General features: G+C 58.8%; 22 protein-coding genes. 7 read left to right on the forward strand and 15 right to left on the reverse strand.

Annotated features, from left to right (window positions below; translation table 11 throughout):
* Positions 1 to 75 precede the first annotated feature (75 nt).
* Together rapA and cysZ are read right to left on the reverse strand one after the other, a co-directional pair.
* Entirely contained in the window at positions 76 to 2,937 is a 2,862-nt protein-coding gene (rapA, locus tag ACO06L_RS12470) for an RNA polymerase-associated protein RapA (protein WP_202346061.1), read from the reverse strand.
* 16 nt (positions 2,938 to 2,953) lie between these two features.
* The gene (gene cysZ / locus ACO06L_RS12475; protein ID WP_064229728.1) at positions 2,954 to 3,703 is read right to left on the reverse strand and encodes a sulfate transporter CysZ; all 750 of its coding nucleotides are present in this window, start codon (positions 3,701 to 3,703) and stop codon (positions 2,954 to 2,956) included.
* 118 nt (positions 3,704 to 3,821) lie between these two features.
* Between cysZ and ACO06L_RS12480 the strand changes: the two genes are divergently transcribed.
* A complete protein-coding gene (locus tag ACO06L_RS12480) occupies positions 3,822 to 4,205 on the forward strand; it encodes a VanZ family protein (RefSeq protein ID WP_227715751.1) in 384 nt (127 codons plus the stop codon).
* A gap of 405 nt (positions 4,206 to 4,610) precedes the next feature.
* On the opposite strand, the gene ACO06L_RS12485 is transcribed toward ACO06L_RS12480, so the two are convergent.
* Positions 4,611 to 5,306 (reverse strand): class I SAM-dependent methyltransferase, encoded by a 696-nt coding sequence (locus tag ACO06L_RS12485; RefSeq protein ID WP_202346063.1) that lies wholly within the window; start codon positions 5,304 to 5,306, stop codon positions 4,611 to 4,613.
* 133 nt (positions 5,307 to 5,439) lie between these two features.
* Between ACO06L_RS12485 and mnmH the strand changes: the two genes are divergently transcribed.
* The 5 genes from mnmH (at position 5,440) to ACO06L_RS12510 (ending at position 10,032) form a co-directional block, all read left to right on the forward strand.
* Entirely contained in the window at positions 5,440 to 6,543 is a 1,104-nt protein-coding gene (gene mnmH / locus ACO06L_RS12490) for a tRNA 2-selenouridine(34) synthase MnmH (protein ID WP_202346064.1), read from the forward strand.
* A gap of 142 nt (positions 6,544 to 6,685) precedes the next feature.
* Positions 6,686 to 7,519 carry a mechanosensitive ion channel family protein gene (locus ACO06L_RS12495; RefSeq protein ID WP_064229726.1) on the forward strand — a complete coding sequence of 278 codons (834 nt, stop codon included), beginning with the start codon at positions 6,686 to 6,688 and terminating at the stop codon, positions 7,517 to 7,519.
* Positions 7,520 to 7,689: 170 nt separating this feature from the next.
* The gene (locus ACO06L_RS12500; RefSeq protein WP_064229725.1) at positions 7,690 to 8,247 is read left to right on the forward strand and encodes an aminoacyl-tRNA deacylase; all 558 of its coding nucleotides are present in this window, start codon (positions 7,690 to 7,692) and stop codon (positions 8,245 to 8,247) included.
* 82 nt (positions 8,248 to 8,329) lie between these two features.
* Complete coding sequence (locus ACO06L_RS12505; protein ID WP_064229724.1) at positions 8,330 to 9,625, forward strand: FAD-dependent monooxygenase; 1,296 nt, start codon at positions 8,330 to 8,332, stop codon at positions 9,623 to 9,625.
* 41 nt (positions 9,626 to 9,666) lie between these two features.
* Positions 9,667 to 10,032 (forward strand): histidine triad nucleotide-binding protein, encoded by a 366-nt coding sequence (locus ACO06L_RS12510; RefSeq protein ID WP_202346065.1) that lies wholly within the window; start codon positions 9,667 to 9,669, stop codon positions 10,030 to 10,032.
* Positions 10,033 to 10,363: 331 nt separating this feature from the next.
* On the opposite strand, the gene phoU is transcribed toward ACO06L_RS12510, so the two are convergent.
* The 5 genes from phoU to ACO06L_RS12535 form a co-directional block, all read right to left on the reverse strand.
* The gene (gene phoU / locus ACO06L_RS12515) at positions 10,364 to 11,086 is read right to left on the reverse strand and encodes a phosphate signaling complex protein PhoU (RefSeq protein ID WP_202346066.1); all 723 of its coding nucleotides are present in this window, start codon (positions 11,084 to 11,086) and stop codon (positions 10,364 to 10,366) included.
* Positions 11,087 to 11,119: 33 nt separating this feature from the next.
* Entirely contained in the window at positions 11,120 to 12,007 is an 888-nt protein-coding gene (gene pstB, locus ACO06L_RS12520; RefSeq protein ID WP_202346067.1) for a phosphate ABC transporter ATP-binding protein PstB, read from the reverse strand.
* An 11-nt stretch (positions 12,008 to 12,018) separates the two neighbouring features.
* Positions 12,019 to 13,293, reverse strand: coding sequence for a phosphate ABC transporter permease PstA (pstA, locus tag ACO06L_RS12525; protein WP_064229720.1), 1,275 nt, complete (start codon positions 13,291 to 13,293; stop codon positions 12,019 to 12,021).
* The gene (pstC, locus tag ACO06L_RS12530; protein WP_202346068.1) at positions 13,286 to 14,674 is read right to left on the reverse strand and encodes a phosphate ABC transporter permease subunit PstC; all 1,389 of its coding nucleotides are present in this window, start codon (positions 14,672 to 14,674) and stop codon (positions 13,286 to 13,288) included. The genes pstA and pstC overlap by 8 nt, the downstream gene beginning before the upstream one ends.
* A 136-nt stretch (positions 14,675 to 14,810) precedes the next feature.
* Positions 14,811 to 15,851, reverse strand: a complete 1,041-nt coding sequence (locus ACO06L_RS12535) for a substrate-binding domain-containing protein (RefSeq protein WP_138103173.1) — start codon at positions 15,849 to 15,851, stop codon at positions 14,811 to 14,813.
* Positions 15,852 to 16,048: 197 nt separating this feature from the next.
* On the opposite strand from ACO06L_RS12535, the gene ACO06L_RS12540 reads away from it, so the two are divergent.
* Positions 16,049 to 16,453 carry an acyl-CoA thioesterase gene (locus ACO06L_RS12540; protein ID WP_064229717.1) on the forward strand — a complete coding sequence of 135 codons (405 nt, stop codon included), beginning with the start codon at positions 16,049 to 16,051 and terminating at the stop codon, positions 16,451 to 16,453.
* 4 nt (positions 16,454 to 16,457) lie between these two features.
* Here ACO06L_RS12540 and ACO06L_RS12545 read toward each other — a convergent pair whose 3' ends face one another.
* The 7 genes from ACO06L_RS12545 to ACO06L_RS12575 form a co-directional block, all read right to left on the reverse strand.
* Complete coding sequence (locus ACO06L_RS12545) at positions 16,458 to 17,450, reverse strand: dihydroorotate dehydrogenase-like protein (protein ID WP_202346069.1); 993 nt, start codon at positions 17,448 to 17,450, stop codon at positions 16,458 to 16,460.
* Positions 17,443 to 21,036, reverse strand: coding sequence for a pyruvate:ferredoxin (flavodoxin) oxidoreductase (nifJ, locus tag ACO06L_RS12550; protein ID WP_202346070.1), 3,594 nt, complete (start codon positions 21,034 to 21,036; stop codon positions 17,443 to 17,445). The genes ACO06L_RS12545 and nifJ overlap by 8 nt, the downstream gene beginning before the upstream one ends.
* 110 nt (positions 21,037 to 21,146) lie before the next feature.
* Positions 21,147 to 22,268: a tRNA-queuosine alpha-mannosyltransferase domain-containing protein gene (locus tag ACO06L_RS12555; RefSeq protein ID WP_202346071.1), complete on the reverse strand. Its 1,122-nt coding sequence runs from the start codon at positions 22,266 to 22,268 to the stop codon at positions 21,147 to 21,149.
* Positions 22,269 to 22,270: 2 nt separating this feature from the next.
* Complete coding sequence (gene corA / locus ACO06L_RS12560; protein ID WP_202346072.1) at positions 22,271 to 23,344, reverse strand: magnesium/cobalt transporter CorA; 1,074 nt, start codon at positions 23,342 to 23,344, stop codon at positions 22,271 to 22,273.
* 105 nt (positions 23,345 to 23,449) lie between these two features.
* Positions 23,450 to 24,625 carry an MFS transporter gene (locus tag ACO06L_RS12565; protein WP_202346073.1) on the reverse strand — a complete coding sequence of 392 codons (1,176 nt, stop codon included), beginning with the start codon at positions 24,623 to 24,625 and terminating at the stop codon, positions 23,450 to 23,452.
* A 101-nt stretch (positions 24,626 to 24,726) separates the two neighbouring features.
* The gene (locus tag ACO06L_RS12570) at positions 24,727 to 25,524 is read right to left on the reverse strand and encodes an ABC transporter permease (RefSeq protein ID WP_202346074.1); all 798 of its coding nucleotides are present in this window, start codon (positions 25,522 to 25,524) and stop codon (positions 24,727 to 24,729) included.
* On the reverse strand, positions 25,511 to 26,119 hold the full coding sequence (locus tag ACO06L_RS12575) for an ABC transporter ATP-binding protein (protein WP_202346075.1): 609 nt from the start codon (positions 26,117 to 26,119) through the stop codon (positions 25,511 to 25,513). Before ACO06L_RS12575 ends, ACO06L_RS12570 begins: the two co-directional genes overlap by 14 nt.
* Positions 26,120 to 26,163: the final 44 nt, after the last annotated feature.

Here is a 26,163-nt window from a genome sequence, read left to right on the forward strand (position 1 = left end):
TTACGGTACCGCATCAGATGAGGGCTGACCAGCAAATGCCGCACAGTCAGCCAGTTACGGCCATCAGACCCTGATTTATGAGGTCACAATCACACGAATACCTTCCAGAGCCAGGCTGGCATGGCCTATGGCCTCTTTCGCCGCCGCGAACTGGTTCCGGAAGAAGTCGATTTCCTCTTCACGGATCGCCGGATTCACTTTCTGCAACGCTTCCAGTCTCCGGATTTCCGGCTCGAAACTGGCTGCGAGCTGCTCAAGTGCCGCTGTTTTCAGGGGTTCCAGGTGAGGCTCAGACAACCGCTCAGCGTGATCCACCATGGTTTCGACCTGGGGCCGTATCTGGGGCACGATTGCCTGGGCCGTGCGCCGGCGGATATTCGAGCACATCTCGTTGAGGCGGTCGTGGGGCAACGCTCCCGAGAGTTCCTTGCCATTCACGTCCACCAGTAGCCGAAGTGGCGAGACCGGTAGGTAGCGGGTCAGCTGCAGGGCTTCTGGCGCCGGGCAGTGCACGGTGAACAGGGCTTCCATCAGCAGCGTTCCAGGAGGCAAGGCCTTGACGGAAAGGCTGGCAAGGGCGGCCTTTCCAAGACCGGAACTGGTGACCGAGTCCATCACCCCGGTAACCATCGGGTGCTCCCAGCTCATAAACGCCAGGTCTTCCCGCTCGAGGGCATTGTTTCGATCCCAGGTCACAGTCATCCCATCTTCCGGCAACTCGGCCACATGGCCAGCCTGGTATTGTTCGCCGGGCCGCAGAATATCGGAGTGATCGGCATGGTCTTCGACGTCCACGCCGAGAATGTCAAAGGCTTCCATCATGTAGTCCCGAACCCTAGCCTCGGCTTCCTCGTCTTCGATGGCAGCGATCAGATCCTTTGCCACCTCAGGCCGGCAGGAATTCAGCTCAATCAGGGCATCGCGGCCATTTTGCAGCAGCGTTTTCAGGCGTTTCGCCTCGTTTTCAGAAGCTTTCACCAGCTCGTCGGAGATACTGGCATCACCATCAATAGCCTGCTGCCACTGGGCCTGCACCGTTTCCTGAACCGCAACACCCACGGCGCAGCTTTCGGCAAAGGCGTTCAGACCCTCATGGAACCAGCGGAACTGGACCTCCTGGCTGGTATCACGCAGATATGGAACATGAATATCGATGGCTTCGGTCTGACCGATCCGGTCCAGCCGGCCTATGCGCTGCTCGAGCAAGTCCGGGTTTGCGGGCAGATCGAACAGCACAAGGTGATGGGCAAACTGGAAGTTGCGGCCTTCGCTGCCGATTTCAGAGCAGATCAGCGCCTGGGCACCCTGCTCCGTGTCGGCAAAATAGGCGGCGGCGCGATCACGCTCGATCAGGCTCAGGTGCTCATGAAAGGCAGCACTGCGGATGCCGGCCCGCAGCTGGAGATAATGCTCCAGGGCCATGGCGGTCTCGGCGCTGGCACAGATGACAACGACCTTTGCGGGACGCAGGCTGACCAGCTTTTTCTCAAGCCACGCCACCCGCGGATCGTCTGCCAGCCACTGCTCCTCGGGCACCAGTTGCTCGGGGGTCAGCCCCTGAATACCTGAAGCCAGACCTTCGTACATGGCCGGGCACGGCAAAGGTTCCGGGTTGGGACGGCGCTCGGGGAATCCCTGAATTGCCGCCCGGGTGTTCCGGAACAGCACCCGCCCGGTGCCATGTCGATCCAGTAAGGCATCAATGACCGATTGCCGTGGGTTGTCTCCGGCCAATAGCTGGTCCAGCTCTTCGCCAAGCCATTCCCGCAGCAGTTTCTGGTCTTCGGCACTGATTTCGGATTCTTCGTCCTGAAGCCGACGGACAACAGCGTTAATCGTCTCGTACTGCTCTTCCTCTTTCCGGAAGGCTTCCAGATCGTGGAAACGGGCCGGATCGAGCAGCCGCAAACGGGCAAAGTGACTGGCAACACCCACCTGCTCAGGGGTCGCCGTCAACAACAGCAAGCCCCGGCTGATCGCCGACAATTCCTCAACGATCTGGTATTCAGAACTGACCTCTTCCGGGCTCCAGGCCAGGTGGTGGGCCTCGTCTACAATCATCAGGTCCCATTCGGCCTTCAGGGCATCGTCCCGCGCCTTCTGGCTTTTCTTCAGGAAATCGAGACTGCAGAGCACCAGCTGCTCGCTCTCAAAGGGATTGACCGCGTCTTCGTCGCCAAAAATGTGGTTAACCAGGGCATCAACGTCGCTTTCCTGCTCTTTCAGGGCATCGTAGCGACCTTGATCCACGATGGAGAAACGCAGATTGAAACGCCGAAGCATTTCCACCAGCCATTGATGGGTGAGGGAATCCGGCACCACGATAAGGGCGCGTTTTGCCCGCCCGGTGTGCAGCTGATAATGCAGGATAAGCCCCGCCTCGATGGTTTTGCCGAGGCCGACTTCATCGGCCAGCAGCACCCGAGGCGCATGACGCCGGGCAACTTCATGGGCAATGTAGATCTGGTGCGGCAGGTGTTGGGTGCGAGCGCCGATCAGCCCCTGGGCGGGGGATGCCCGCAGCCGGTTCATGTGCTGAAGTGTGGCGTACCTCAACCGGAAAGCGCCGTTGCGATCGAACTGGCCCGCGAACAGCCGCTGGTGCGGCGCTGAAAAATTAACCGAGCCTGCAAGTTTTACCTCGGAGATTTCATGCAGGTCGGTACCATCGTCTCCGTGGTACATGAGTACACCACCGATATCCTCGACCGCGCGAACGGTGTACCGCTCGCCGTCAAAGGTCTCAATCTCCTCGCCCAGCTGATAGATGATGCGGGACAGAGGTGCGTTATCAATCGCGTAGGTGCGCTCTTCATCGGCAGCAGGAAACCCGAGGGTCACCCGGCGCCCGGAGATATCCGTGACAATTCCGAGTCCCAGGCCGGTATCACTGTGGCTGACCCAACGCTGACCAATAACAAATTCCGATGTATCCAAGAAACCTCCAGACCAATTAAGTTCTTGTGGCGCCGTTCTCACGCACCCAGTAAGCCGTTGCCCCGCACACCGCCGCCGGCACCACAAACAGGTTCAGCACCGGCACCATGGCGGCCAATGCCACCGGTAAGCCGAACCCGAAGGCAGACAGCCGCGTGTCACCCAGCAAACGACGCAAGGCGGGGAAGCTGACCTTATGGTTGTCTGCGGGATAGTCCACGTATTGCAGGGCCATCATCCAGCTGTTGAAAAGAAACCACAGAACGGCTGCAACCAGGTTAACAACCGGGATCAGGCCGATGATAAGCAGGCCGATGGCACGGGGCAGGTAATACAGAATCTTCTGGACCTCACGCCAGAGCGCGCGGGGAATGTCCTTGATAATGGATGCCCAGCTGTCGTCGGTGTTCACCTCCTGACCGGTCAGATGTTTTTCCGTCAACTCGGCAAGGTAGCCGTAGAACGGGGAGCCAATCAGGTTGGCGACAATCACGAAGCCATAGGCCAACATCAGCACGATGACCGCGCCGTAGAGAATCCAGAACAGCCAATCCAGTGCCTGAAGCCAGGCCCAGTCCGGCAACCACGCCATGGCGGCGGCGATCAGGCCGGCAAAAAGCTCTCCCATAAAGAAGAACAGCAAGCCGAAGAGCAGAATATTGATAATCAGTGGAATAATGACGAACAGCCGCAGGCCGGGCTGACGAATCAGGCGGAAACCTTCACCCAGATAGCCCAGTCCACGAAAAAAATTACCCTTGAGCATAGCTGGCAGGACCTCCGCTTCAATGACAATGACGGGGCGCAAAGCATATCATGTTGGCAACATTCCCACAGCCCGAGAACGCTCAGTGACCTCCCCGATGGATACTTTGAAACAACAAATGACCAGCCTGTTGCAATACCGCCCCCTCTGGCGGGCAGCTTTTGTGGTTTCCGTGCTGGCCATCGGGTTTTTTGCGACAACGGACAATCCTTACCCCATTCCCTCATCATCAAGCGACAAGGTTAACCATCTGATCGCCTTTCTTGAACTCACCATACTGACCCGCCTGGCCTGGCCGGAACTTCGGGCGATCTGGTTTGCACCGGCACTGCTGAGCTTTGGCCTTGGGATCGAAATCATCCAGGCAAACCTTCCCTACCGGGAATTTTCCCTGGCAGATCTGGCAGCAGACGGCGCCGGAATCGCCATCGGCCTCCTTCCCTGGCCCGGCATTCGCAGAGTCGGAAAACCGGATTTGCGAAATTCGCCAGGATCCCTGTGAGATATATCTCACAAAGACGTGAGATCTTGCGGTGACATCACGTGCGCAGTGGTGCGAATACGCCCTTAGGGAAATCCTAACTTACTGATATGTATATTTTATTGGATAATTCAACGCCGACCCCAATCGTAACGGGTGCACAGTTCACACGTTTGTCAGAATCCAATTGGTATAGTGTTTACATCAAGGACGACAGGGAAATGGACGACGCACTGGATGCACCCCGGCATGGATTGCAGGGAGAGGCAAGGACACAGGGACGCCTCGCTTAAGGGATAACTATTCGGATAGCCGGCTCGGATGCCGGCACCACGGAGTGGCTCAAGGATCTCGCAACATGGCTGTTGCCCAATGCGCAAGGATGCGCCGACCTGTTCCGAGAAAGGGTAACCGTATGGTTGCCCTTTATTTTTTTAAGCCCACCGCTTCTGCTTCAGCCTTCCCGCTGGTCACTCCAGCGAGATAGATGCGCACCTTATTGAACTCCTCGAACTCATGCAGATCCGGCCAGGTCCGGGCCTCCATCGTTGTCTGCCTCTGATATTCGCTGTCACCCAACACCTTCATCCTGGAATCGGCAAGCAAAACCCGCGGGGCCGCCTGTCGAAACACCTTGAGCAAAGGTCGGTTCTCGGGGTCATAGAGCACATCTGCCGCCGTCACCACGTCCAGATGCTTCGGGCGATCTGCCCAGTCACGGCAAAGGCCAATGGAAACGCCATTGAGAGCCGCGTTGGCACTGGCTGCGTCCAGCGCTGCCGGATCAATGTCGCAGGCGATGGCCTCCCTTGCTCCGGCCATTGCCGCAGCCACGGCCACTATTCCGGATCCGGAGCCGAAATCCAGGACCCGCTTACCCTCGACCCACTTGGGGTTGTCCAGAATCCAGCTGGCGAGCACCTGGCCGCTGGCCCAGCAAAACGACCAATAGGCAGGTTCGGCAACCACCGCCTGGGCTTCTTCATGGGACAAGGGCCCTTCAAGCACCGTCGGATCAAAGAGATACAGGGCGATTCGCTCACAGCCCGCGGGGCGGGACACGGCCACCCGGCCCCGGGCCAGGGTTTTGCGCAGGTGCTGATTCAGACAATCCGCTGACATGGGGTATCCAACCTCGAATTTCACGAAGGCGTCATTGTACCCATGACCCTGGCGGGAAACAGGGTGCGGCAAGCAGAAAACAGCCATTTCCGCTATACTGCCGCCTCCATCTGACAACTGGTTTACCGCTGAAATGGCAAGCAGACCCGACACCGACGACTACCTTTCCCTGTTCCTGAACGATGTGCCGCTGATGGACGTCCGGGCACCGGTGGAGTTCAGTCGTGGCAGTTTTCCAAATACCGAAAACGCGCCCCTGATGAACGATGAGGAGCGCCACCGGGTCGGCATCTGTTACAAGGAAAAAGGCCAGGACAAAGCCATCGAGCTGGGCCATCAGCTGGTATCCGGCGACATCAAGGCCCAGCGTATTGAAGCCTGGAAGCGCTTTATTGCCCGCCATCCCGAGGGTTATCTGTTCTGCTTCCGGGGCGGCCTGCGTTCCCGGCTTACCCAACAGTGGATCCGGGAGGCTGGCATTGACTATCCGCTGGTCAAAGGCGGCTACAAGGCACTGCGCCGGTTTCTGATCGACAGCCTGGAAGCGCAGATTGAATCCGGCGAATTCCGGATTCTCAGCGGGCGCACCGGTACCGGCAAGACACGGGTACTGAAACAGCTCCCCAATCCGGTGGATCTTGAGGGCCTGGCCAACCACCGCGGCTCCAGTTTCGGGCGCCAGGTAACGCCCCAACCCTCACAGATCGATTTTGAGAACCGGCTGGCCGTGGCCATGCTCAAAGCACGTCACTTCAACGATGGCCCGGTTTACCTTGAAGATGAAAGCCGCCTGGTAGGGCGTTGTGCCCTGCCCGAATCCCTCAAGGATCGCATGGCCGAGTCGCCGCTGCTGATTCTTGAGCAACCCATGGCAGAGCGTGTTGCCATTATCCGGGAAGACTATGTTGAAGGCATGTTCTCGGATTACGTGAACCGCGACGGAGCCGAAGCGGGCTGGCTGAATTTCCGGGACTACCTGTTGAGTGCCATTGATCGCATTCGCAAGCGCCTGGGTGGCGAGCGGCATAAACAGCTGCGCGGCCTGATGGAAGAGGCGCTTGTGCAGCAGGAAGCCACCGGACTGACTGGCGCCCATGACGCGTGGATTCAGGCGCTGCTTCAGGACTATTACGACCCCATGTACGACTACCAGCTGAGCCAGAAAGAGGGCCGGATTCTTGTCCGCGGAGGCCCCAAAACCATTCTTGACTGGGCCAGTGAGCGATCAATTGCGTAAGCGACTGACTGAACATTTTTACCTGCAATACACGCCCCTGACATTTGTCTGCTATATAGAGAAGTAGACGAATCACGTTGTTGCAGGATTTTGTCCGTTAATCCGACACTTATGAAGAATACCAACGAACAAGGAGTCCTTTATGGAAGATCTATTCGGCGCTGAGGGCGGTGCCTCGGAACTTATGAATCAAGCCATGGCCCTGGTCATGACTTATGCCCCGAAAGTGGTGCTGGCGATTGTCACATTGATTGTGGGCATGTGGCTGATCAACCGGTTTGTAAACGTACTCGATAACAAGCTGGGCAAGAAAGACCCCACCCTGAACAAGTTTCTTTGCGGCCTGATCAGCGTCATCCTCAAGATCCTGCTGCTGATTTCCGTGGCGTCGATGGTTGGCATTGCCACCACATCCTTCATCGCCATCGTCGGTGCTGCCGGTCTGGCCGTCGGCCTGGCGCTTCAGGGCAGCCTGGCCAACTTCGCCGGCGGCGTACTGATCCTGATATTCAAGCCTTTCAAGGTCGGCGATGTCATCGACGCCCAGGGCTACCTGGGCTCCGTCCGGGAAATATCCATCCTCTACACCATTGTCGACACCTTCGATAACCGCCGGATCGTGATCCCGAATGGTCAACTGGCCAACGCCAGCCTGACCAATCTGAGCGCCTATGAGACCCGCCGTTGCGACATGAGCTTCGGCATCGGCTACGGCGATGACATCGACAAGGCCAAGGCCGTCTGCAAGCGACTCATCGAAGAAGACGAGCGCGCGCTGAAAGACCCCGAGCCTCTGATCGTGGTTGGCGCCCTGGGTGAAAGTTCTGTCGATCTGACCGTGCGGGCCTGGACCAAGTCCGCCGATCTTTGGCCGTTCTACTGGGACATGCATGAGAAGGTGAAAAAAGCGTTCGACGCCGAAGGCATCAGCATCCCCTTCCCCCAGCGCGATGTGCATATGATTAAAACCGACTGAGATTCGCGATCGGTTTCTCATTGATACATCTGGTTACTCGCAAACTGCGTAACCTCAACTAAGCTGACCATTAATGGCGGGGTTTACCGACCCCGCCAGGCCATCGGGGCCAGGCAATCTGATCAAAACAGGCTCCGGAACGCTGTCATTGCTGGTAGGAGGTTGTCACTATGCCGGTACAGCAGTTGAAGGAATTCCTTGATGAGGCGGGTGTGGAATACATGTGCCTCTCTCACCCTCCTGCGTATACTGCCCAGGAACTGGCCCACCACGTAAAGATTGCCGGCGACCGCGTCGTTAAAACGGTGATCATCGAGCTGGATGGCAAAATGGCAATGCTGGTCATGCCAGCAACCTGGCGAATCCGCTGGGACAGGCTATCACGCATCCTGGACACCGACTTTATCGATCTCGCCGATGAGCAGGAATTCAAAGACCGCTTCCCGGACTGTGAAGTAGGCGCCATGCCCCCCTTTGGCAACCTGTTCGGAATGACCGTGTATTGCGCAGAAGCCTTGACCGAGCAGCCGGAGCTTGCCTTCGCCGCGGGCAGTCACAGCGAATCGGTCCACATGAAAACCGCTGATTTCCTGACCCTTGTGCAACCCATGGTACTGAACCAGGGCTTCAACAAACCGGGAGCCCAGAAACCCGCGTGGCTGGTCAAGGGCCGTCGCCGGCCGGACGACGCTGCCAAGCAGCGGGTATCAGGAATGGCCGGGTACTAAGGCTTTTCTGGCCGGCTTGATCCCGGTCTCTTGTCTGGCTGCCGCCATCGCGTAAACTGGGGGCATCAGACAGGAAACCGATATGACTCAAGCCTTTGATATTGTGGTAGTTGGTGCCGGCATGGTCGGTGCTGCCCTCGCCACTGGCCTCGGCCAGAATGGCTTCCGCGTTGCCCTGGTTGACCGGGCTCCGCCGCCCGCCTTTGATCCAGACAGCGCCCCGGATATCCGGGTTTCTGCCCTCAGCGCCGGCAGCGAGCGCTATCTTCAGAGCCTGGGCACCTGGGACCATATACTCCGCATGCGGGCAACGCCCTACAGACGCCTGGCCGTGTGGGATGAAACCCGTTATCCACTGCAGAATCTGGTGCCCAGAAAGCTGGCTGAAGTTCAATTCGACGCCACCGAGCTGGGGGCACAGCACCTGGGGCATATTGTCGAAAACTCGGTGACCCAGCAGGCACTCTTGCAAACTGCCGAGGCCTGCCCCCAGGTGACCCTGTTCCACGGCCAGGGTGTGGCCTTACTGGCGCAGTCCGGTGATACAGCGACGGTCACCCTGGATGATGGCCGAGAGCTGGTCGCAACCCTGGTGGTTGGAGCCGATGGCGCCCAGTCGCGAATTCGCGACCTGGCCGGCATCGGCACCACCCGGAACCAGTATGACCAGCAGGCAATGGTCATCTCGGTACGCTATCAAGGGCCAGTCGAGGACATTACCTGGCAGGGCTTCCACCCCTCCGGCCCCCGGGCCTTCCTGCCCCTGCACAGCGCTGGCCCGGAACATCCCGGCGAAAGCTGGGGCTCACTGGTCTGGTACGATTCACCCGAAGAGCTGGCGCGCCTGAAATCGCTGGACGACAACACGCTGATGAGCGAGATCCAGTCGTCGTTTCCCACGAGCCTGCCACTGCTGACCCACATCGACAGCAAGGCCTCGTTTCCCATTGCCCGCCAGCACGCCAAACACTACCACGCCGGGCGAGTGGTCCTGGCCGGCGATTCAGCCCACACCATCAACCCGCTGGCTGGCCAGGGAGTGAACCTGGGCTTCCAGGATGCGCAAGCCCTTCAGGCAGCCCTCAAAGAGGCCAAGCGCGCCGGTGACGACCTGGCCGATTCGAAATGGCTGAACCTGTACGAACAACAGCGCCGGCCGGCGAACCGCAGAATGATGCTGACCATGGATCTGTTCTACCATCTGTTCAGCAACAAGATTCCACCGATCCACCTTCTGCGCAACCTCGGCCTCGGCGCCGCCCGGGCCCTGCCCTTCGCCCGCAACCGGGTGGCCCGATACGCCATGGGCATCGACGAGGAACTGCCGGCCGTCGTGAGACAGATAACCTCCCGGATTCCGGGCCTGAATCAGCTTTAACGCCTAACAACTATCGCAAGGACAATCCAAAAGGAGCCACCATGTCAGAGACGATTTTCACCAAGATTATCAACCGGGAAATCCCCGCAGACATCCTCTACGAAGACGACATCGCCCTGGCGTTCAGTGACATCAACCCGCAGGCGCCTGTGCATTTTCTGGTCATCCCCAAGAAAGCCATCGCCACCATCAATGACATTACCGAAGAAGATCGGGAGTTGGTGGGGCATCTGTATCTGGTGGCAGCGAAGATTGCCAAAGAGAAGGGGTTTGCCGACGACGGCTATCGCGTTGTCATGAACTGCGGGGAAAATTCGGGGCAAACGGTGTTCCACATCCACTTGCACGTTCTTGCCGGCAAGCCGCTGGGCTGGCCTCCGTATACCGATAAGATGAAGCAGGGCTGATTGCTTTAGACCTATGGGGAGGGCCGGCATGTGGTGCGGCTTTCCGGGACACGCTCGAGCCGTCCCTGGTCGCTTGACTTTCGCCATCCATGGCGAAAGACAGTCCCGGAAAGCCGCACCACACGCCGGCCGGTCAAACCACACAGTTAGGCGTGCTTAGTAACTACCAAATACTACTGATAGGCAGCACCAAGGTTTGAACGGAGGGGCTGGTCCGGGCTTTCCAGACTGTCTGTGGCCATGGATGGCCACAGCCAAGCCCTACAGGGACGTACTTGCGGGCGTGTCTGGAAAGGCCGGACCAGCCCCGCCAGCCACCCAAGTCAAACGATCAGCGACCGACGACTTTCTCAGCCTCTTCCACCGGCGTATGACGAACGTCCTCGCCTTTGACCATGAAGATCACGTTCTCGGCAATGTTGCAAGCGTGGTCACCTACCCGCTCCAAGGCACGGAGCACCCACATCACGGACATGCACCGTGAGATGTTGCGGGTATCTTCCATCATGAACGTCAGCAGAGTACGGGCCGCTGCCTGATATTCCTCATCGACGCGCTTGTCTTCCTTCATGATCCGCAGTGCCTGCTCGGAATCCAGGCGGGCAAAGGCGTCCAGGGCATCGTGAAGCATGCTTAGCACGTGGGTACCGATGTGGCGCACTTCCACGTAGCCGCGGGGGGCCTGGCCCTCTTCCTGCAGTTTGATAGCCAGTTTGGCGATTTTCTTGGCTTCGTCACCCACACGTTCCAGATCGGCGACCATCTTGATGACCGAGATGACCAGACGCAGATCCCTTGCCGTCGGCTGGCGACGGGCGATGATCAGGGTGGCTTCCTCGTCGATCTCCACTTCCATGCGGTCAACTTTCTTGTCGTTGGCGCGGATCTCGTCAGCCAGATGGCCATCGCCATCCACCAGCGCCTGAATGGCATTCTCCACCTGGGCTTCTACCATGCCGCCCATTTTCAGGAACTCGGTTTTGAGCTCCATCAGTTCATCATTGAACTTGTGGGATATGTGATCCCCGTAAACGTCGTCCTTCTTAGTAGGCATACTGTTCTTCTCCAAAATTCCTCAGGTCCGGAATCAGCCGAAACGGCCGGTGATATAGGACTCGGTCAGTTCATGTTCCGGCGAGGTGAATACCTTGTTGGTCTCGTTTACTTCCACCAGGTGCCCCAGGTGGAAGTAGGCCGTGCGGTGGGATACCCGGGCCGCCTGCTGCATTGAGTGGGTCACGATAACGATCGTGTAGCTCTCGGACAGTTCGGCAATCAGTTCTTCCACTTTCGCCGTGGCAATAGGATCCAGCGCCGAGCAGGGCTCATCCATCAGCACAACTTCAGGGCTCACTGCAATCGCACGGGCAATACACAGACGCTGCTGCTGGCCGCCAGACATACCGGTTGCATTGGCGTCCAGGCGATCTTTAACTTCTTCCCAAAGACCGGCCTTACGTAGGCTATTCTCCACGATTTCATCGAGATCCGATTTGCGATTGGCCAGCCCGTGGATGCGGGGGCCGTAGGCCACGTTGTCGTAAATGGACTTGGGGAACGGGTTGGGTTTCTGGAACACCATTCCAACCCGGGCTCTGAGTTCAACCACGTCACGCTTTGGATCATAAATGTCGTGGTCGTCCAGGTGCAGGGACCCCTTCACACTACAGATATCAATGCTGTCATTCATGCGGTTCAGACAGCGCAGGAAAGTGGATTTACCGCAACCGGATGGCCCGATGAAGGCGATGACTTCGTTGCGGGCAATATCCAGGCTGATTTTCTTGATTGCACGAGTATCACCGTAAAACACGTCGACGTCGCGCAGTTTGAACTTCGGATCGTCGGAGAACGGCTTGCCAACGGTCTTGCCTTCCTCGATCACGGTTTCAGCGGGTTTTGATTCCTGAACTGGCACGGCGACCTCGTCGGGTTGGGTAGCTTCACTGGCAATGGTTGTATTCACACTATTCATCTTGATTCTCCTTACCACCGGCGCTCGAGACGTTTGCGCATCCAGATGGCCAATGCGTTCATGCTGATCAGGAAGGTCAACAGCACCATGATGGCTGCCGACGCACGTTCAATAAAGGCCAGCTCAGGGCTACCTGCCCACAGGAACACCTGCACCGGCAGAACCGTGGCCGAATCGAAGAAGCCATCGGGCACATCCACGATGAACGCTACCATACCGATGAGTAGCAGCGGTGCGGTTTCACCCAGTGCCTGAGCCATACCGATGATGGAACCGGTCAGCATGCCCGGCATGGCCAGCGGCAGTACATGGTGCAGAACCACCTGCATTTTGGAGGCGCCGATACCTTCCGCCGCCTCCCGGATCGAGGGCGGTACGCTTTTGATTGCCGCGCGGCTGGAAATGATGATGGTCGGCAGGGTCATCAACGTCAGAACCAGACCACCAACCACCGGAACCGAGCGCGGCATGCCAAACAGGTTGATAAACACGGCCAGGCCGAGCAGACCAAAGATGATGGAAGGAACCGCCGCAAGGTTGTTGATATTCACCTCGATAAAATCGGTGAACTTATTCTGGGGCGCGAATTCTTCCAGGTAGATCGCCGCTGCCACACCAATCGGGAACGACAGGATCAGGGTAACGAACATGGTCAGCAGCGAACCGACAATGGCGCCAAGAATGCCCGCCTTGGACGGATCCCGGGAATCACCGCCGCTGAAGAACACATCGTTGAAGGAGGTCTCGATAACGCCCCGCTCCTGAAGCTCTTCCACCCAGGCTTTCTGCTGGTCGTTCAGCTTGATCGAATAGGCATCGTCCCCCGCGTGCTTCACGTAGACATCCACATCGGTGTGACTGAGGAATGTCATGGTCTGAGTCGTACCCAACCACTCCGGATTCGCCTTGAGTGCATCGCGCAGCTCCACCGAAGCATAGGGGTTAATCAGTTCGCGAACCTGCTTGCGATTCTCTTCGCTCGCACCTGGAATTTCTTTGATCAGGGACTGAACCAATGGCTCAACAAAATCGGCCATCTTTATCTGGCGTTCATCCGTAGGATCATCCAGGTACATCATCTCACCATCCAGCTGCACATCCATGGTGATGGTGGTCTTCATGAACCCCGTATACCCCTTTCCGATGATATCGGTAAACAGGGTCAACAGAGCCCCAAGGGCAATCGCGATCGCGATTACACCGTAGGCACGGAACCGACGTTCCTTCCGGTAGCGGCGCTTGAGCGACTGGCGGACAATCTCCGCTTGTGAACGTTGATCAGTCATACTGTTCCCGATATTTGCGTACGATTTTCAGTGCAATGACGTTGAGCAGCAGGGTTGCCAGGAAGAGCATGGCGCCCAGTGCAAAGGCGGCCAGCGTCTTGGCGCTGTCGAACTCCTGGTCACCGGTGAGCAGGGTCACGATCTGGACAGTGACGGTGGTAACGGTTTCCAGTGGATTGGCGGTCAGGTTGGCCGCAAGCCCTGCGGCCATGACCACAATCATGGTCTCCCCGATGGCCCGGGACACGGCCAGCAGAATACCGCCCATGATGCCGGGCAGTGCGGCGGGGAAAATCACCTTCTTCATGGTCTCGGACTGGGTTGCACCCAGCGCCAGGGAGCCATCCCGCATGGCCTGGGGCACCGCATTGATCACATCATCCGAAAGCGACGAGACGAACGGGATAATCATGATGCCCATGACGGCACCGGCTGCCAGGGCACTCTGGGAAGACGCTTCGATACCCATGGAAGCGGCCACGTCGCTGATAAAAGGCGCAACGGTCAGCGCGGCGAAGAAGCCATAAACCACGGTAGGAATACCGGCCAGCATTTCCAGCAACGGTTTGACCACTCCGCGCACCTTCTTGCCGGCATACTCGGACAGGTAAATCGCCGACAGAAGTCCTACCGGTACGGCCACAATCATGGCGATCGCGGAGATAAGGAGGGTGCCGGTAAACAGGGGGATCATCCCGAAAGCGCCCTGGGAAGCAACCTGGTCGGCCCGAAGGGCGGTCTGCGGGCTCCAGTGGCTGCCAAAGAAGAACTCGGTAAACGGCACCTTCTCGAAGAATCGGAATGTCTCAAAGGCTACCGAGAAAATAATTCCAACGGTGGTCAGGATAGCCAGGGCTGCGCAGGCGAAAAATACCCACTTGAGAATGGACTCGACCTGGGCGCGGGCGTTCAGGCGGGGTCGGATCCTCAACCAGCCGAGGAATCCGGCGAGCACGGCCACAGAGATTACAAGTGCGGACATCAGCAAACGGCTTTGGGCCTGCAACGCCTTGAGCCTCTCCGCAGCATCAACAATAGGTGCCTCAGCGAAACCCGGAGGCAATGCACCGCTGGCAACGTTACTGATTTTGCTCAGCAGAAGACTCGCTTCACCCTGGCTCGCGGGCATCATGCCGTCCGGCAGGCCGCCAATTACAATCAGCTGAATGACCTTGCCCTGGAATGCCGCCCACAAACCAAGAACGATCAAGGCTGGAATGCCACTCCACAATGCCGCCCTGGCTCCGTAATAAAACGGAAGGGATTTGAGATGACGAATCCCACCCAGCGGCATCGCCAACGACCGGGAGCGGGCGTAACCCAGCCAATAGGCCACGATCGCCAGCACCAGGGTCAGTAATAAAAGATTAGCCGGTTGCATGAAAATTCCTGTATTCGACTTCGTATTGGCGCACAGTTTACAGGTTCAGCTCTGCACTGGCACCGGATCGTCCAAACGTGCAAAAGGTGCGGACCCCATTCGGGACCCGCACCTCTGTATTCTCCGAACCGCTGGCTTACTTGAGCTCGTCCAGGGTCAGGTTACGCATACCCTCGGCCTTGTCCATAAGGTCCATCAGGGCCTCACGGGGGGGCACGATCAGGCCAACGTCTTTCAGGTAGCCGTTCGGGCCCATGGCTGCGTTGCTGATAAACTCATCAACGTATTCTTTGATTCCCGGGACCACACCGATATGCGCTTTCTTCACGTAGAAGAACAGTGAGCGCGCGACCGGGTATTCGTCAGCAGCAATTGCCTCGGCAGTCGGAACCATACCGTTCAGGGTAGCCGCCTGCAGACGGTCTGCGTTTTCTTCCAGGAAGCTGTAGCCAAACACACCGTACATGTCGGTGTCACCGATCAGCTTCTGAACGATCAGGTTGTCGTTCTCGCCCGCTTCAATGAAGGCGCCGTCTTCACGCACGCTTTCACAGATCGAAGAGTGCTCGTCCTTGCTCAGGTCGGCGGCTTCCGGCAGCTCATCGCAACCAGCGGCCAGGGCCAGCTCGTTGAAGGAATCACGAGTACCAGAAGTCGGAGGAGGACCCATCACACGGATCGGCTTGTTCGGCAGGCTGGAGTCAACATCACTCCACTTTTCGTTCGGGTTAGCTACCCACTCGCCGTTAACAGGCACTTTGGAACCCAGTGCGAGGAACAGCTGCTCAAGCGTAAGCTCAAGGTTTTCAGCATTCTTGGAGCTAGCGATCACGATGCCGTCAGAACCGATACGGAACTCGGTGATATCAGTAACACCATTGCTCTGGCACAGCTCAAACTCGGAAGTCTTCATGCGGCGTGAAGCGTTGGTGATGTCCGGGTGCTGGGTACCTATGCCCTGACAGAACAGCTTCATACCACCGCCAGAACCGGTAGATTCCAGCTTGGGTGTGCTGAAGTCGGTCTTGGTGCCGAAACGCTCGGCAACAACAGTGGCGAACGGATAAACAGTTGAGGAACCCACGATGCTGATGGTGTCACGGGCCATGGCTGGTGTAGACATAGCGGCTACGGAGCCGGCCAGTGCTACAGTCGCGAGTGCTTTGTTCAGTTTCATCACGTCATGTCTCCATTTTTTGGTTTGGACGTTTTGTCGGATGTGCTTTACCGATGGGTGCAGACTAATAGCACTCTGTGACAACTTTGTTACAGCTTCTGAAATATAGTCAGGAATGTTCAAATTTGCTTGCAGCGGCGCTTCAGCCCGTTACCATGCGTGTTAAAACAATTCCAGGCTCGCAAGAAGGCAGTACTATGACAGCGTTAGACGATGACAAACCCACACCTCGTGGCGATCTTACCCTCCAGGTCATTCCTCTCCCCGCCGATACCAATGCCAATGGCGATGTCTTCGCCGGCTGGCTGGTGAAACAGATGGATCTCGCTGCTGCCACCATGGCCGGGCGCATTTCCCAGGGCCGTAATGCCACCGTGGCCATGGACAGGATGGAGTTCCTGTCACCTTTGCGGGTAGGGTCGCAGGTGGGTTGCTACTGCGAGCTCGTGGATATCGGCCGCAGTTCCATGAAAATCAGCGTGGAAGTGTGGACCCTCGACCGTACCGCGAAGCATCCACGCAAGGTGACCGAGGGACTGTTTGTCTATGTCGCCATTGATGAGCATGGTCGAATCCGGGAAGTCCCCGAACAGAATCTTTAGGCTCTCATTTCCAGCCATGCAGCAGGCGGGCATAGTTAAGGCGCTCCCAGGTCCGACTGTTGGGCGCCTTTGCCATTGAAAGTGCTCCTCGCGCCTCTGTCAGATCACGATAGCCCATATCAGACAGTCGCCGGTCCAGTCCGTCGTGTATTTTCCCCAGCGCCCCGGGGCCGTCCGCCAGGATGGCAGACACCACCTGAACAGCAGTCGCCCCGGACAGGATCGCCTTGGCCGCGTCATCACCGCTGTGAACGCCACCCGATACCGCCATCTCCAGGGATGTCTGGCCATACAGCATGGCCGCCGCGTGTAATCTCAACGGCAGCTCGGCGCTGGAAGACAGCACCACTTCCCGGCTCAATTCCAGCTCATCAAGATCCATCTCGGGCTGATAAAACCGGTTGAACAACACCAATCCCCGAACGCCTGCCGCTTCAACACCGGCCACAAATGCCGGCAATGCCGAATAGAACGGAGACAGTTTGACGCTGACAGGGATGCTCACCTGCTCAACCACTGAGCGGACCACCGCTTGCTGGCGCTGTTCAAGACTGGTGGCGGTCTCAGAAGGATCTGTGGCCAGATCATAGAGGTTGAGCTCGATGGCATGGGCACCGGCGGCCTCCAGCTCAAGGGCATGAGCGGTCCAGCCTCCCGTCGAGATACCGTTGAGCGAAGCAACTATCGGGACATCCAGTGATCGGCGCAACAATTCCAGCCGCTGGAGGTAGCTGCCCGATCCCATCTCGAAAACTTCCGATTCCGGAAAAAACGAACGGGCCTCGGCGTCCATATTGATGCGGGAGTCGATAAACCGGTGGGCGGCCATCTGCTCCTCCACCAGCTGCTCCTCGAACAGCGAGTGCATGACCACGGCACCCGCCCCTGCCTTAACACAGGCTCTCAGCGCATCCAGATCATCGGTCAGCGGACTGGCGCCGACCACCAGGGGCGAACGGAGTTCCAGCCCCAGCCAACGGGTTGCCAGCTCAGTCATGACGTTCACCCTTGTCGTTGTCACCATCGGAAGATTCGTGGGGCTCGAAGTGGATCCCCGCCAGCTGTTTGTAGAGTTCCCGCTGTTCAGTGGCCGCCTCCGAAGCTGCCGCCACCAGTTGTTCGTAGCGCTGGGGATCCCTCAGCTCCAGCATCCGGAACCGGGCTTCTTCCTGCATGTAGGCTTTCATGGTGACTTTCTGGCGCAGGGAGTCCAGTTGCAGGGGCGGCAGCCCCTCGTGAATACGCCGGGGATCAAACCGGTACAGCGGCCAGGCCCAGCTGTCCACCGCCCGCTTCTGCTGTGCCGGGGAGTGCACCAGGTCGTAACCGTGGGCAATGCAGGGGCTGTGGGCAATGATCAGCGCCGGGCCATCGAAGCTCTCCGCTTCCTGCAGGGCCTTGGTGGTGTGGTTGCTGTGAGACTGCATGGCGATCTGGGCCACGTAGACATGGCCATAGCTCATGGCGAGCAGGCCCAGGTCTTTTTTGCGGGTGGCCTTGCCAGCGGAGGCAAACTTGGCGATGGCACCCATCGGCGTGGCCTTGGATTGCTGGCCGCCGGTGTTGGAATAGACTTCGGTATCCAGCACCAGCAGTTTCAGGTTCTGGCCCGAGGCCAGAGCGTGGTCCAGGCCGCCATAGCCGATATCGTAGGCCCAGCCATCCCCGCCAATCACCCAGACACTTTTCGGGCAGAGCTCGTCGGCCAGGCTGTCGAGCTCCCGTGCCTCTGGCCCCTGCTGGTCCGCCAGCCAGCTGCGAAGCTGCTCAATCGCTGTGCGCCGGGATGCCATTGCCGATTCATCAACGGTGGTGCAGGCGCTGGTCAGCTCAGAGTGCAACGCTTCAGGCAGTTGCCCCTGGAACCCGTTCAGCAACTGCCGGGCCCGATCCACGAGTTTGTCCAGCCCCAGGCGCATGCCCAGCCCCAGCTCCGCCGCGTCTTCAAACAGCGAATTGTTCCAGGTCGGGCCCCGACCATCGGCATTGACCGTGTAGGGTGTGGTGGGCAGATTGCCGCCGTAGATGGAGGAGCAGCCGGTGGCATTGGCAATCAGCAACCGATCCCCCACCAACTGGGTCAGCAGCCGGATGTAGGGTGTTTCACCGCAGCCGGAACAGGCGCCGGAATATTCGAACAGGGGAATCAGCAGCGGCAGGGATTTGAAGTCCCGGGGGATGCGATCCCTGGGCACATCCGGCAACTGCCGGAAGAACGCCAGGTTGTCTGCCTCCACCTCGCGGTGCTGCTCGATGGGCTGCATATTGATGGCTTTGCGTTTGGGCTGGGTCCGGTCCTTTGCCGGGCAGACCTCGACACACAGACCGCAACCGGTGCAGTCGTCGGGCGCCACCTGAATGCGGTAATCCAGTCCCTCCAGCTCCGAGGTGTGGGTTTCCGGCACCACCTCGAACGCCTCTGGCGCCCCTTTGACCGTCTCGGGCTCAAACACCTTGCTGGTGATCGCGGTGTGCGGACAGATCATTGCGCAGAAGTTGCACTGCACGCAGAGGTCGGATTCCCAGATGGGGATCTCCAGGGCGATGGTTCGCTTCTCATACTGGCTGGTTCCCGTTGGCCAGGTACCATCCGGCGGAAAAGCACTGACCGGCAGTTTGTCCCCCTGCCCTTCCAGTAACAGACGAGTGACTTTCTGCACAAAGTCCGGCGCATCCTCCGGCACTCTCGGTGGCCGGGTGCGGGTTGCCGTCACCTTATCCGGTACCGGTACCTCGTGCAGATTGTCGAGCGCCGAGTCCACCGCTTCCACGTTGCGGCGCACCACTTCCGGCCCGCGGCGGCCCCAGGTTTTACGAATGGATTCCTTGATATGGGCAATGGCCTCATCCCGGGGCAGGATATCCGCCAGGGCGAAGAAGCAGACCTGCATCACCGTATTGATCCGTCGTTCCAGCCCCGCTTTTTCCGCCACTTCGGCGGCATCGATCACGAACAGCCGGGCCTTGCGCTCGACCAGGACCCGCTGAACCTCAAGAGGCAACCGGTCCCAGACCTCGCCGACGGCCCAGGGCACATTGAGCAGCACCGTTGCACCCTCGGCGGCGTGCTCCAGCACATCAAAACGCTCCAGAAACTGGGGTGCATGAATGGCCACGAACTGGGCCCTGTTGATCAGGTAGCTGGAGCGGATGGGCAGCGGGCCGAACCGCAGGTGGGATACCGTGGTGGCGCCGGATTTCTTGGAGTCATAGACGAAATGGCCCTGGGCAAACAGGTCCGTGCCCTCGCCCAGAATCTTGATGCTGGCCTTGTTGCTGCTGACGGTGCCATCAGCGCCCAGACCGAAGAACAGGGCCCGGCGGGTTTTCGGGGACTCAATGTCCAGCTCGTTATCCACATCCAGGGAGAGATGGCTGACATCGTCCCGCACGCCAACGGTAAAACGGGTTTTCGGCGCTTCGGCTTTCAGTTGGTCGAAAATGGCGCAGACCATGGCCGGGGTAAATTCCCGGGAAGACAGACCATAGCGCCCCCCGATGACCCGGGGCAGCACCTTGCGATCGCCCCGGCTGTAAGTTTCCATCAAGGCGCCACTCACTTCCAGCAACAGGGGCTCACCCTGGGCTCCGGGTTCCTTGGTACGGTCCAATACTGCCAGGTGCTCGACAGTATCCGGCAAAGCGCTCAGGAAACGATCCGTGGCAAAGGGCCGGAACAGGCGCACCTTGAGGACCCCGACTTTCTCGCCCTGCTCCAGCAGCCACTCCACTGTCTCATGGGCGCATTCGGCCCCGGAACCCATCAGGATGACCACCCGGTCGGCCTCGGGGTGGCCGACATAGTCAAACAGCCGGTATTGGCGGCCGGTAATCCCGGCAAACCGGTTCATCACGGCTTCAAGTGTTTCCGGAAACGCCTGATAGAAGGGATTGATGGCCTCCCGGGCCTGGAAGAAAGCGTCCGCATTCTGGGAGGTGCCCCGAACCACTGGCCGGTCCGGCGTCATCCGGCGGCTACGATGTGCTTCCACCCCGTCGTGCGATACCAGCGCCCGCAAATCCTCGTCACTGAGCGCTGCAATCTTGGAAATTTCATGGGAGGTGCGAAAGCCATCGAAGAAATGCATCACCGGCACCCGGCTTTCCAGGGTCACGGCGTGGCCGATTGCGGCCATATCCTGAGCTTCCTGAACCGATCCCGACGCCAGCAGGGCAAACCCGGTACCGCGGGCACTCATGACATCGGAATGGTCGCAGAAGATGGACAAAGCATGGGTGGCAATGCTGCGGGCGGCAATGTGCATGCAGAACGGCGACAGCTCACCGGCAATCTTGTACAGATTGGGCAGCATCAACAGCAGCCCCTGGGAGGCAGTAAAGGTGGTCACCAGTGAACCGGCCTGCAGCGCACCGTGCATAGCACCGGCCGCACCGGCCTCGGACTGCATCTCCACCACACTGGGCACCTGCCCCCAGAGATTGGGTTTGCCCAGAGCCGCCCAGTCATCAGCGTGTTCGCCCATCACCGAGGCGGGGGTAATCGGATAGATGGCAATGGTTTCGCTCAGGCGGTAAGCCACCGAGGACACCGCTTCATTGCCGTCGAGGGTATAAAACTCCATGGCCACGACTCCCTGTGGTGAGACCTGCTGACAGCTTTGAGTCTAGTCTCGCGCGGGGCAACCGCAAGGGGGCGCGGTTGATCTGAGACAGATTTTGTCGAGAAACCGGGTCAGCGTTTGCCCGCTCCGCTGGCGATGAGTTGATCGAACAATGATCGATAGCCTTCAGCCAGCCGGGTTGCCCGCCAGCCGTCCGGTGAACACGCCGCGGGCCGCTGCGCCAGCAGGCGCTCCAACTGATCAGCGGCGGCCTCGGCTTCCTGTTCGGCATCGCGATCATGGCTGGCGTAGCGACAAGGTTCAGGCACGTATTCCCGATAGGCCAGTCGGTCCGGCGCCAGAGGCACGCAACCAGACGCCATGGCTTCGAGCATCGACAGACCCTGGAAATCATGCAGCGCCGTGGAGACAACAATATCCGCCTGGCGCAGCAGATGATCGTAGTCTTCACGGCTGTCCAGGAATCCCCAGTGTTCGATGCAAGGATCAAACCGTTCGCGGATCCGGTCAAATGCCTTCGGATAACTGCGAAACCGCTCACCCACCACACTCAACCTGAACGTTACCGAGCGCTGTTCCAGCACGTGCAGGAATTTCAGCAGACGATCGGGCCCTTTATCGTATTCCCACCGATGGTTCCAGAGCAGATGCGGACAGTTTCGGTCCGTCAGTGACGGGCGCTCAGCAAACAACCGGTCTTCAATCGGCACCGGTATCACCCGGGACTTATCACGCAGAGTTTCGATCAGCCCTTCGGGCACTCTGTCCGGCAGCTTGCGGTAGAACGAATCGACGCCGTCCAGAAAACTGTCCCGGTTCCAGCCACTGTTGAACACCACACAATCGGCAGAAAGCGCGCTGTAGAGGTTCACCATCTGAGGATCGGCACTGGCGTTCTGGCCACTTGATACCGGAAAGGCGAACTGGTTTTCATGCATGTAGAGCAGGGAGGGGGTATTGGCAAGGCGTGGGTGCAGACCCCGCAAAGTTGCCAAATCCACCATGGATGTCGCGATAATCAGATCCCAGTGTTCCTGCAACAGCGGCTCGTTCAGCCAGCTCAGTGGATTGCCGCGGATCCGCCAGCGGAAGAACCTTGGAGGGAGGACAAGACTGGCCCATCTGAAATCGGGCAACAAGTCGATGAGTTGTTCACGCCAACGCTGATGGCTGGCGGCATCATAGCCCGAGAGCAACAGGATTCTTTGGGGGCCTTCGCCCGGATTCTGCATGATTACATCCAACCGCGGCGCCGAAAAAACCAGATCAGGCCACCGGTGATCGCGATCATCACGGCCCAAACCATCGGATAACCGTAGTACCAACTCAGTTCCGGCATGGCCCAGGGGCTGTCGGCGTGCTCGAAGTTCATGCCATAGATACCGACCACGAAAGTCAGCGGAATAAAAATCGTGGCAATGATGGTCAGTACCCGCATGGTCTCGTTAGTGCGCTGGCTGATGCTTGAGAGATAGATATCCAGCATGCTGGTAGCCATTTCCCGAAAGCTCTCCAGAAGCTCGATAATCTGGACACTGTGGTCATGACAATCCCGGAAATAAACCTGGGTGTCGGCGTTGATCAGCTGCTCCTCGGTTCGCATCAGACTGGTGAGCAACTCACGCTGGGGCCAGAGCACACGCCGGAGTACCAGCAGCTCCCGCTTCAGACCGTGTATCTGGGTCAGCGTGTGGTGTTTCGGGTTCTCGAGTAAATCGGTTTCCATCTCCTCCAACTGGTAGCCGAACTGTTCCAGCACAGGAAAGCCGGAATCTGTGATCAGATCCAGCAGCGCATAGAGCAGGTAGTCGATACCCCGGCTGGAAAACCGTCGGTTATTGGGCATGCGCATGCGTTTGCGAACAGGCTCGAAAGGGTCCTCGTCCAATGGGCACAGGCAGATCAGGTAGTTTTTACCAACGAACAGGCTGATCTGAACGATTTCCATATCCTCACCGTCGTAGAACGGCATGGCGGCAATTATGAACAGCTGATCGTCGTACAACTCCAGTTTCGGACGCTGCCCCGTGTTCAGAACATCCTCAAGGGCCAGGTCATGCAGATCAAACAGATCCCCCAGATTCCGGAGGGTATCAGGATCGGCCTGACCATTAACCTGGACCCAGGTTCTCGAATCCTTGGCCAGATAATCCCGGCAGTCAGCCGCGTTGGAGAGACTGATTTCCTCCACGTGATCTTCGGTGTAATCAATCAGGTGAATGTTCACCGGCCGTCTTGACTCGGTCTTGGCGACCAGGGTGCCCGGCGCGGTTCCGGGATTGTGGTAATGCTTGCTGAAATACGCCATGTCAGGTCCTTATGCGCCTTTCGTTCCGCCAATTACTCGATGCAAGCAGAGCATAGCTCATATCACCGGAAACCCGGGTAGCACGATTTTAGCTAAACGTCCGTATCAGGTTTGAAGCCGGTATCGGGCCAGGGACCACAGGCCGAACACGGGGCCGGGGAACAGCAACAGAACCACCCAGACATCCAACTGGCCCCATAATCCACTGGTCAGCCAGATGGCAGGCAGCGTCAGACCAAACCCGACCGCATTCATCACCGCCAATGAAGAGCCCACTGATTCCCTGGGCGCCGTTACCGAGGCCAGTGCCGAGAACTGGGGTGAATCGGCAACCACAGCAATGCCCCAGATGACCAGCAAGGCAATCAGCAGAACCGGTGCCAGCCCGTTCAACCACGGATACACCAGACAGAAAGCCCCGGATACCATCAGCGCTCGCCGTGCCACCCATTCGCTGCCCAGGGTGCGACTGAGCCGGCCGCCACCGACGCACCCTGCCGCACCAATGCCAATGACGGCAAACGACAACCAGGGAATAAGTGCGTCACTCTGCCCCATACGCTGCAGCTCCCGGCCGATCAGCAGGGGCGTCAATGTCCAGAAGGCGTAAAGCTCCCACATATGGCCAAAGTAGCCACCTGCCACCGCCCGGAACCTCGGTATCCGCAGCGCCGCCAGCCCCTGGCTGAGGGGTAGCCGACCACTGCTTTTGGGCAGATGCGGCCCGTCGCCCAGCAGAAACACCAGCAGCCCTCCGGCCAGGGCGAGGCAGGACGCCGCCATCAGCGGCCACTCCCAGGGCATGCCGAGCGTTGCGCCACGCATCAGATGAGGCAGTGCCGTGCCGAGGGTGAGCATGCCCACCAGCCAGGCCAGTGCCGCACCGGCGTATTTCGGGGTCCAGGCGATCACCATTTTCATACCCAGGGGATAAATGCCAGCAAGACACAGACCGGTGGCGAATCGCAGGAGGAAATCCAGTGGAGGAGCACCTGCGGCAAAAATAAACCCGCCATTAACCAGGGCACCCAGCAGGCTTGAGAGAGCAAAGATCCGGCTGGCGCCAAAGCGGTCCGCCAGGCCGGTCACGGCGATGGTCAGGGTACCGGCGATAAACCCTGCCTGAACCGCCAGCGTCAGCCGGCCCAGATCGGTTTCCGTCAGGCCCAGCTCCGCGGACAGCGACAGCCAGACACCGTTGATACTGAACCAGAGCGAGGTGCCGAACAGCTGGGCCAGCACGATGAAAGGAAGGGGATAGCGTCTTAGCAGGTCGATCATTGTTTTTTTCTTATTTGAGTAAGCGGAAGCAAAAGCCTAGCCTCGGTAGGCCTGCTTCGCCCATGCTACTTTGGTGCCTGGATGCCATCATGCCCTTCCACTCACGGTTTCACCAGCCGGTCCAGTCGCAAGCGTTCCCGCTCGTCGAACAGCCGGCGCCCACCCCAGTAAACAGCCATAACAGCCCCGAAGCCGGCACCGACGGTGATGATCAGCATCACCAGAATCTGGTATTTCACCGCCACTGCCGGGGGGCTGCCAGCAAGTATCTGGCCAGTCATCATACCCGGCAGGCTGACAATACCGGCGGCGGCCATGGCATTGATTGAGGGCATCATGCCACTGCGCATGGCGTCCCTCCGGATATCCTCCAGCGCCTGTTGCCAGGTCTGACCCAGCATCAAGCGGTTCTCGATGACGGCACGCTGGCGCCAGACCGAGTCATTCAACCGATCCAGCGACAGACTCACGCCCGTCATGGTGTTGCCAAGCATCATACCCAGCAGCGGGATGGCGTATTGTGGGGCGTACCAGGGTTCGGGGCCGATCACGACAGTCAGGGCCAGGATGGTCACGGTAAAAGACGACACAAACATCGCCCCTGTACCGATACTGAACGCCCACCAGCCCCGTAATCGTCGCCCCTGGCGCGCGACCACTTCCCGGCCGGCAACCAACAGCATGACCAATGCCAGCAGCGCAATCCAGTAGAACGCAGAGGACGCGAACAGGGCCTCCAGCACCAGCCCGATCAACGCCAACTGAATGACCGTGCGCAGTGCCGCAATCAGCAGACTCCGGGTAATACCGAGTCGGGCCAGATACCCGGTACCGGCCAGCGCCAGAATCAGCACGGCCGTCAGGCCCAGCTTCCACCAGGCCAAATCAATCACTTCCATTAACGCGCTCCAGGCTGGTGCCGTGAATCCGGTAATGGGCATCCGCCACCCGGTATATCTGCGCCGGATCGTGAGCGACCCAAAGCACCGCGATCTGCCGCCTCCGGATCTCGTCGAGCAGCCAGGTTTCAATGGCTTCCGTGCTGTCGTTGTCCAGATTGGCGGTGGGTTCGTCCAGCAATAGCGCTTCTGGCTGAAGCGCCAGGGCCCGCCAGAGCGCGAGCCGCTGTCGTTCACCAGAGGACAGCCGACTTACCGACCACTCCATAACGCCGGGCGGGAAGCCCAGCGCTGACGGCAATCTTGCCTTCGCATCAACCGGGAAGTGACCACCCACCTCATCAAACCACCACTGACTGTCTGCCGGCACCATCACCACCCGGCATCGCCACTGGTGTGCGGGAACATCCAACTGGGCGGTATCACCCAGAGCAACCCTGCCGCCGTGTGGTTCCAGATCAGCCACGGCCCTCAGCAGACGGCTCTTGCCACTGCCTGAGGGGCCGGACAGACAGACAACCTGTCCACCGGGTATCCTCAAAGACACGTTACTCAGAGTGCCAACGCTGAGATTTTCCAGCACCAAATCTGTCAAGATAGCATCACCAGGGCTCGCCAACGTTCATAACGGTTATACCA

It is taken from the genome of Marinobacter sp., assembly GCF_965229985.1.
Lineage (GTDB): Bacteria > Pseudomonadota > Gammaproteobacteria > Pseudomonadales > Oleiphilaceae > Marinobacter.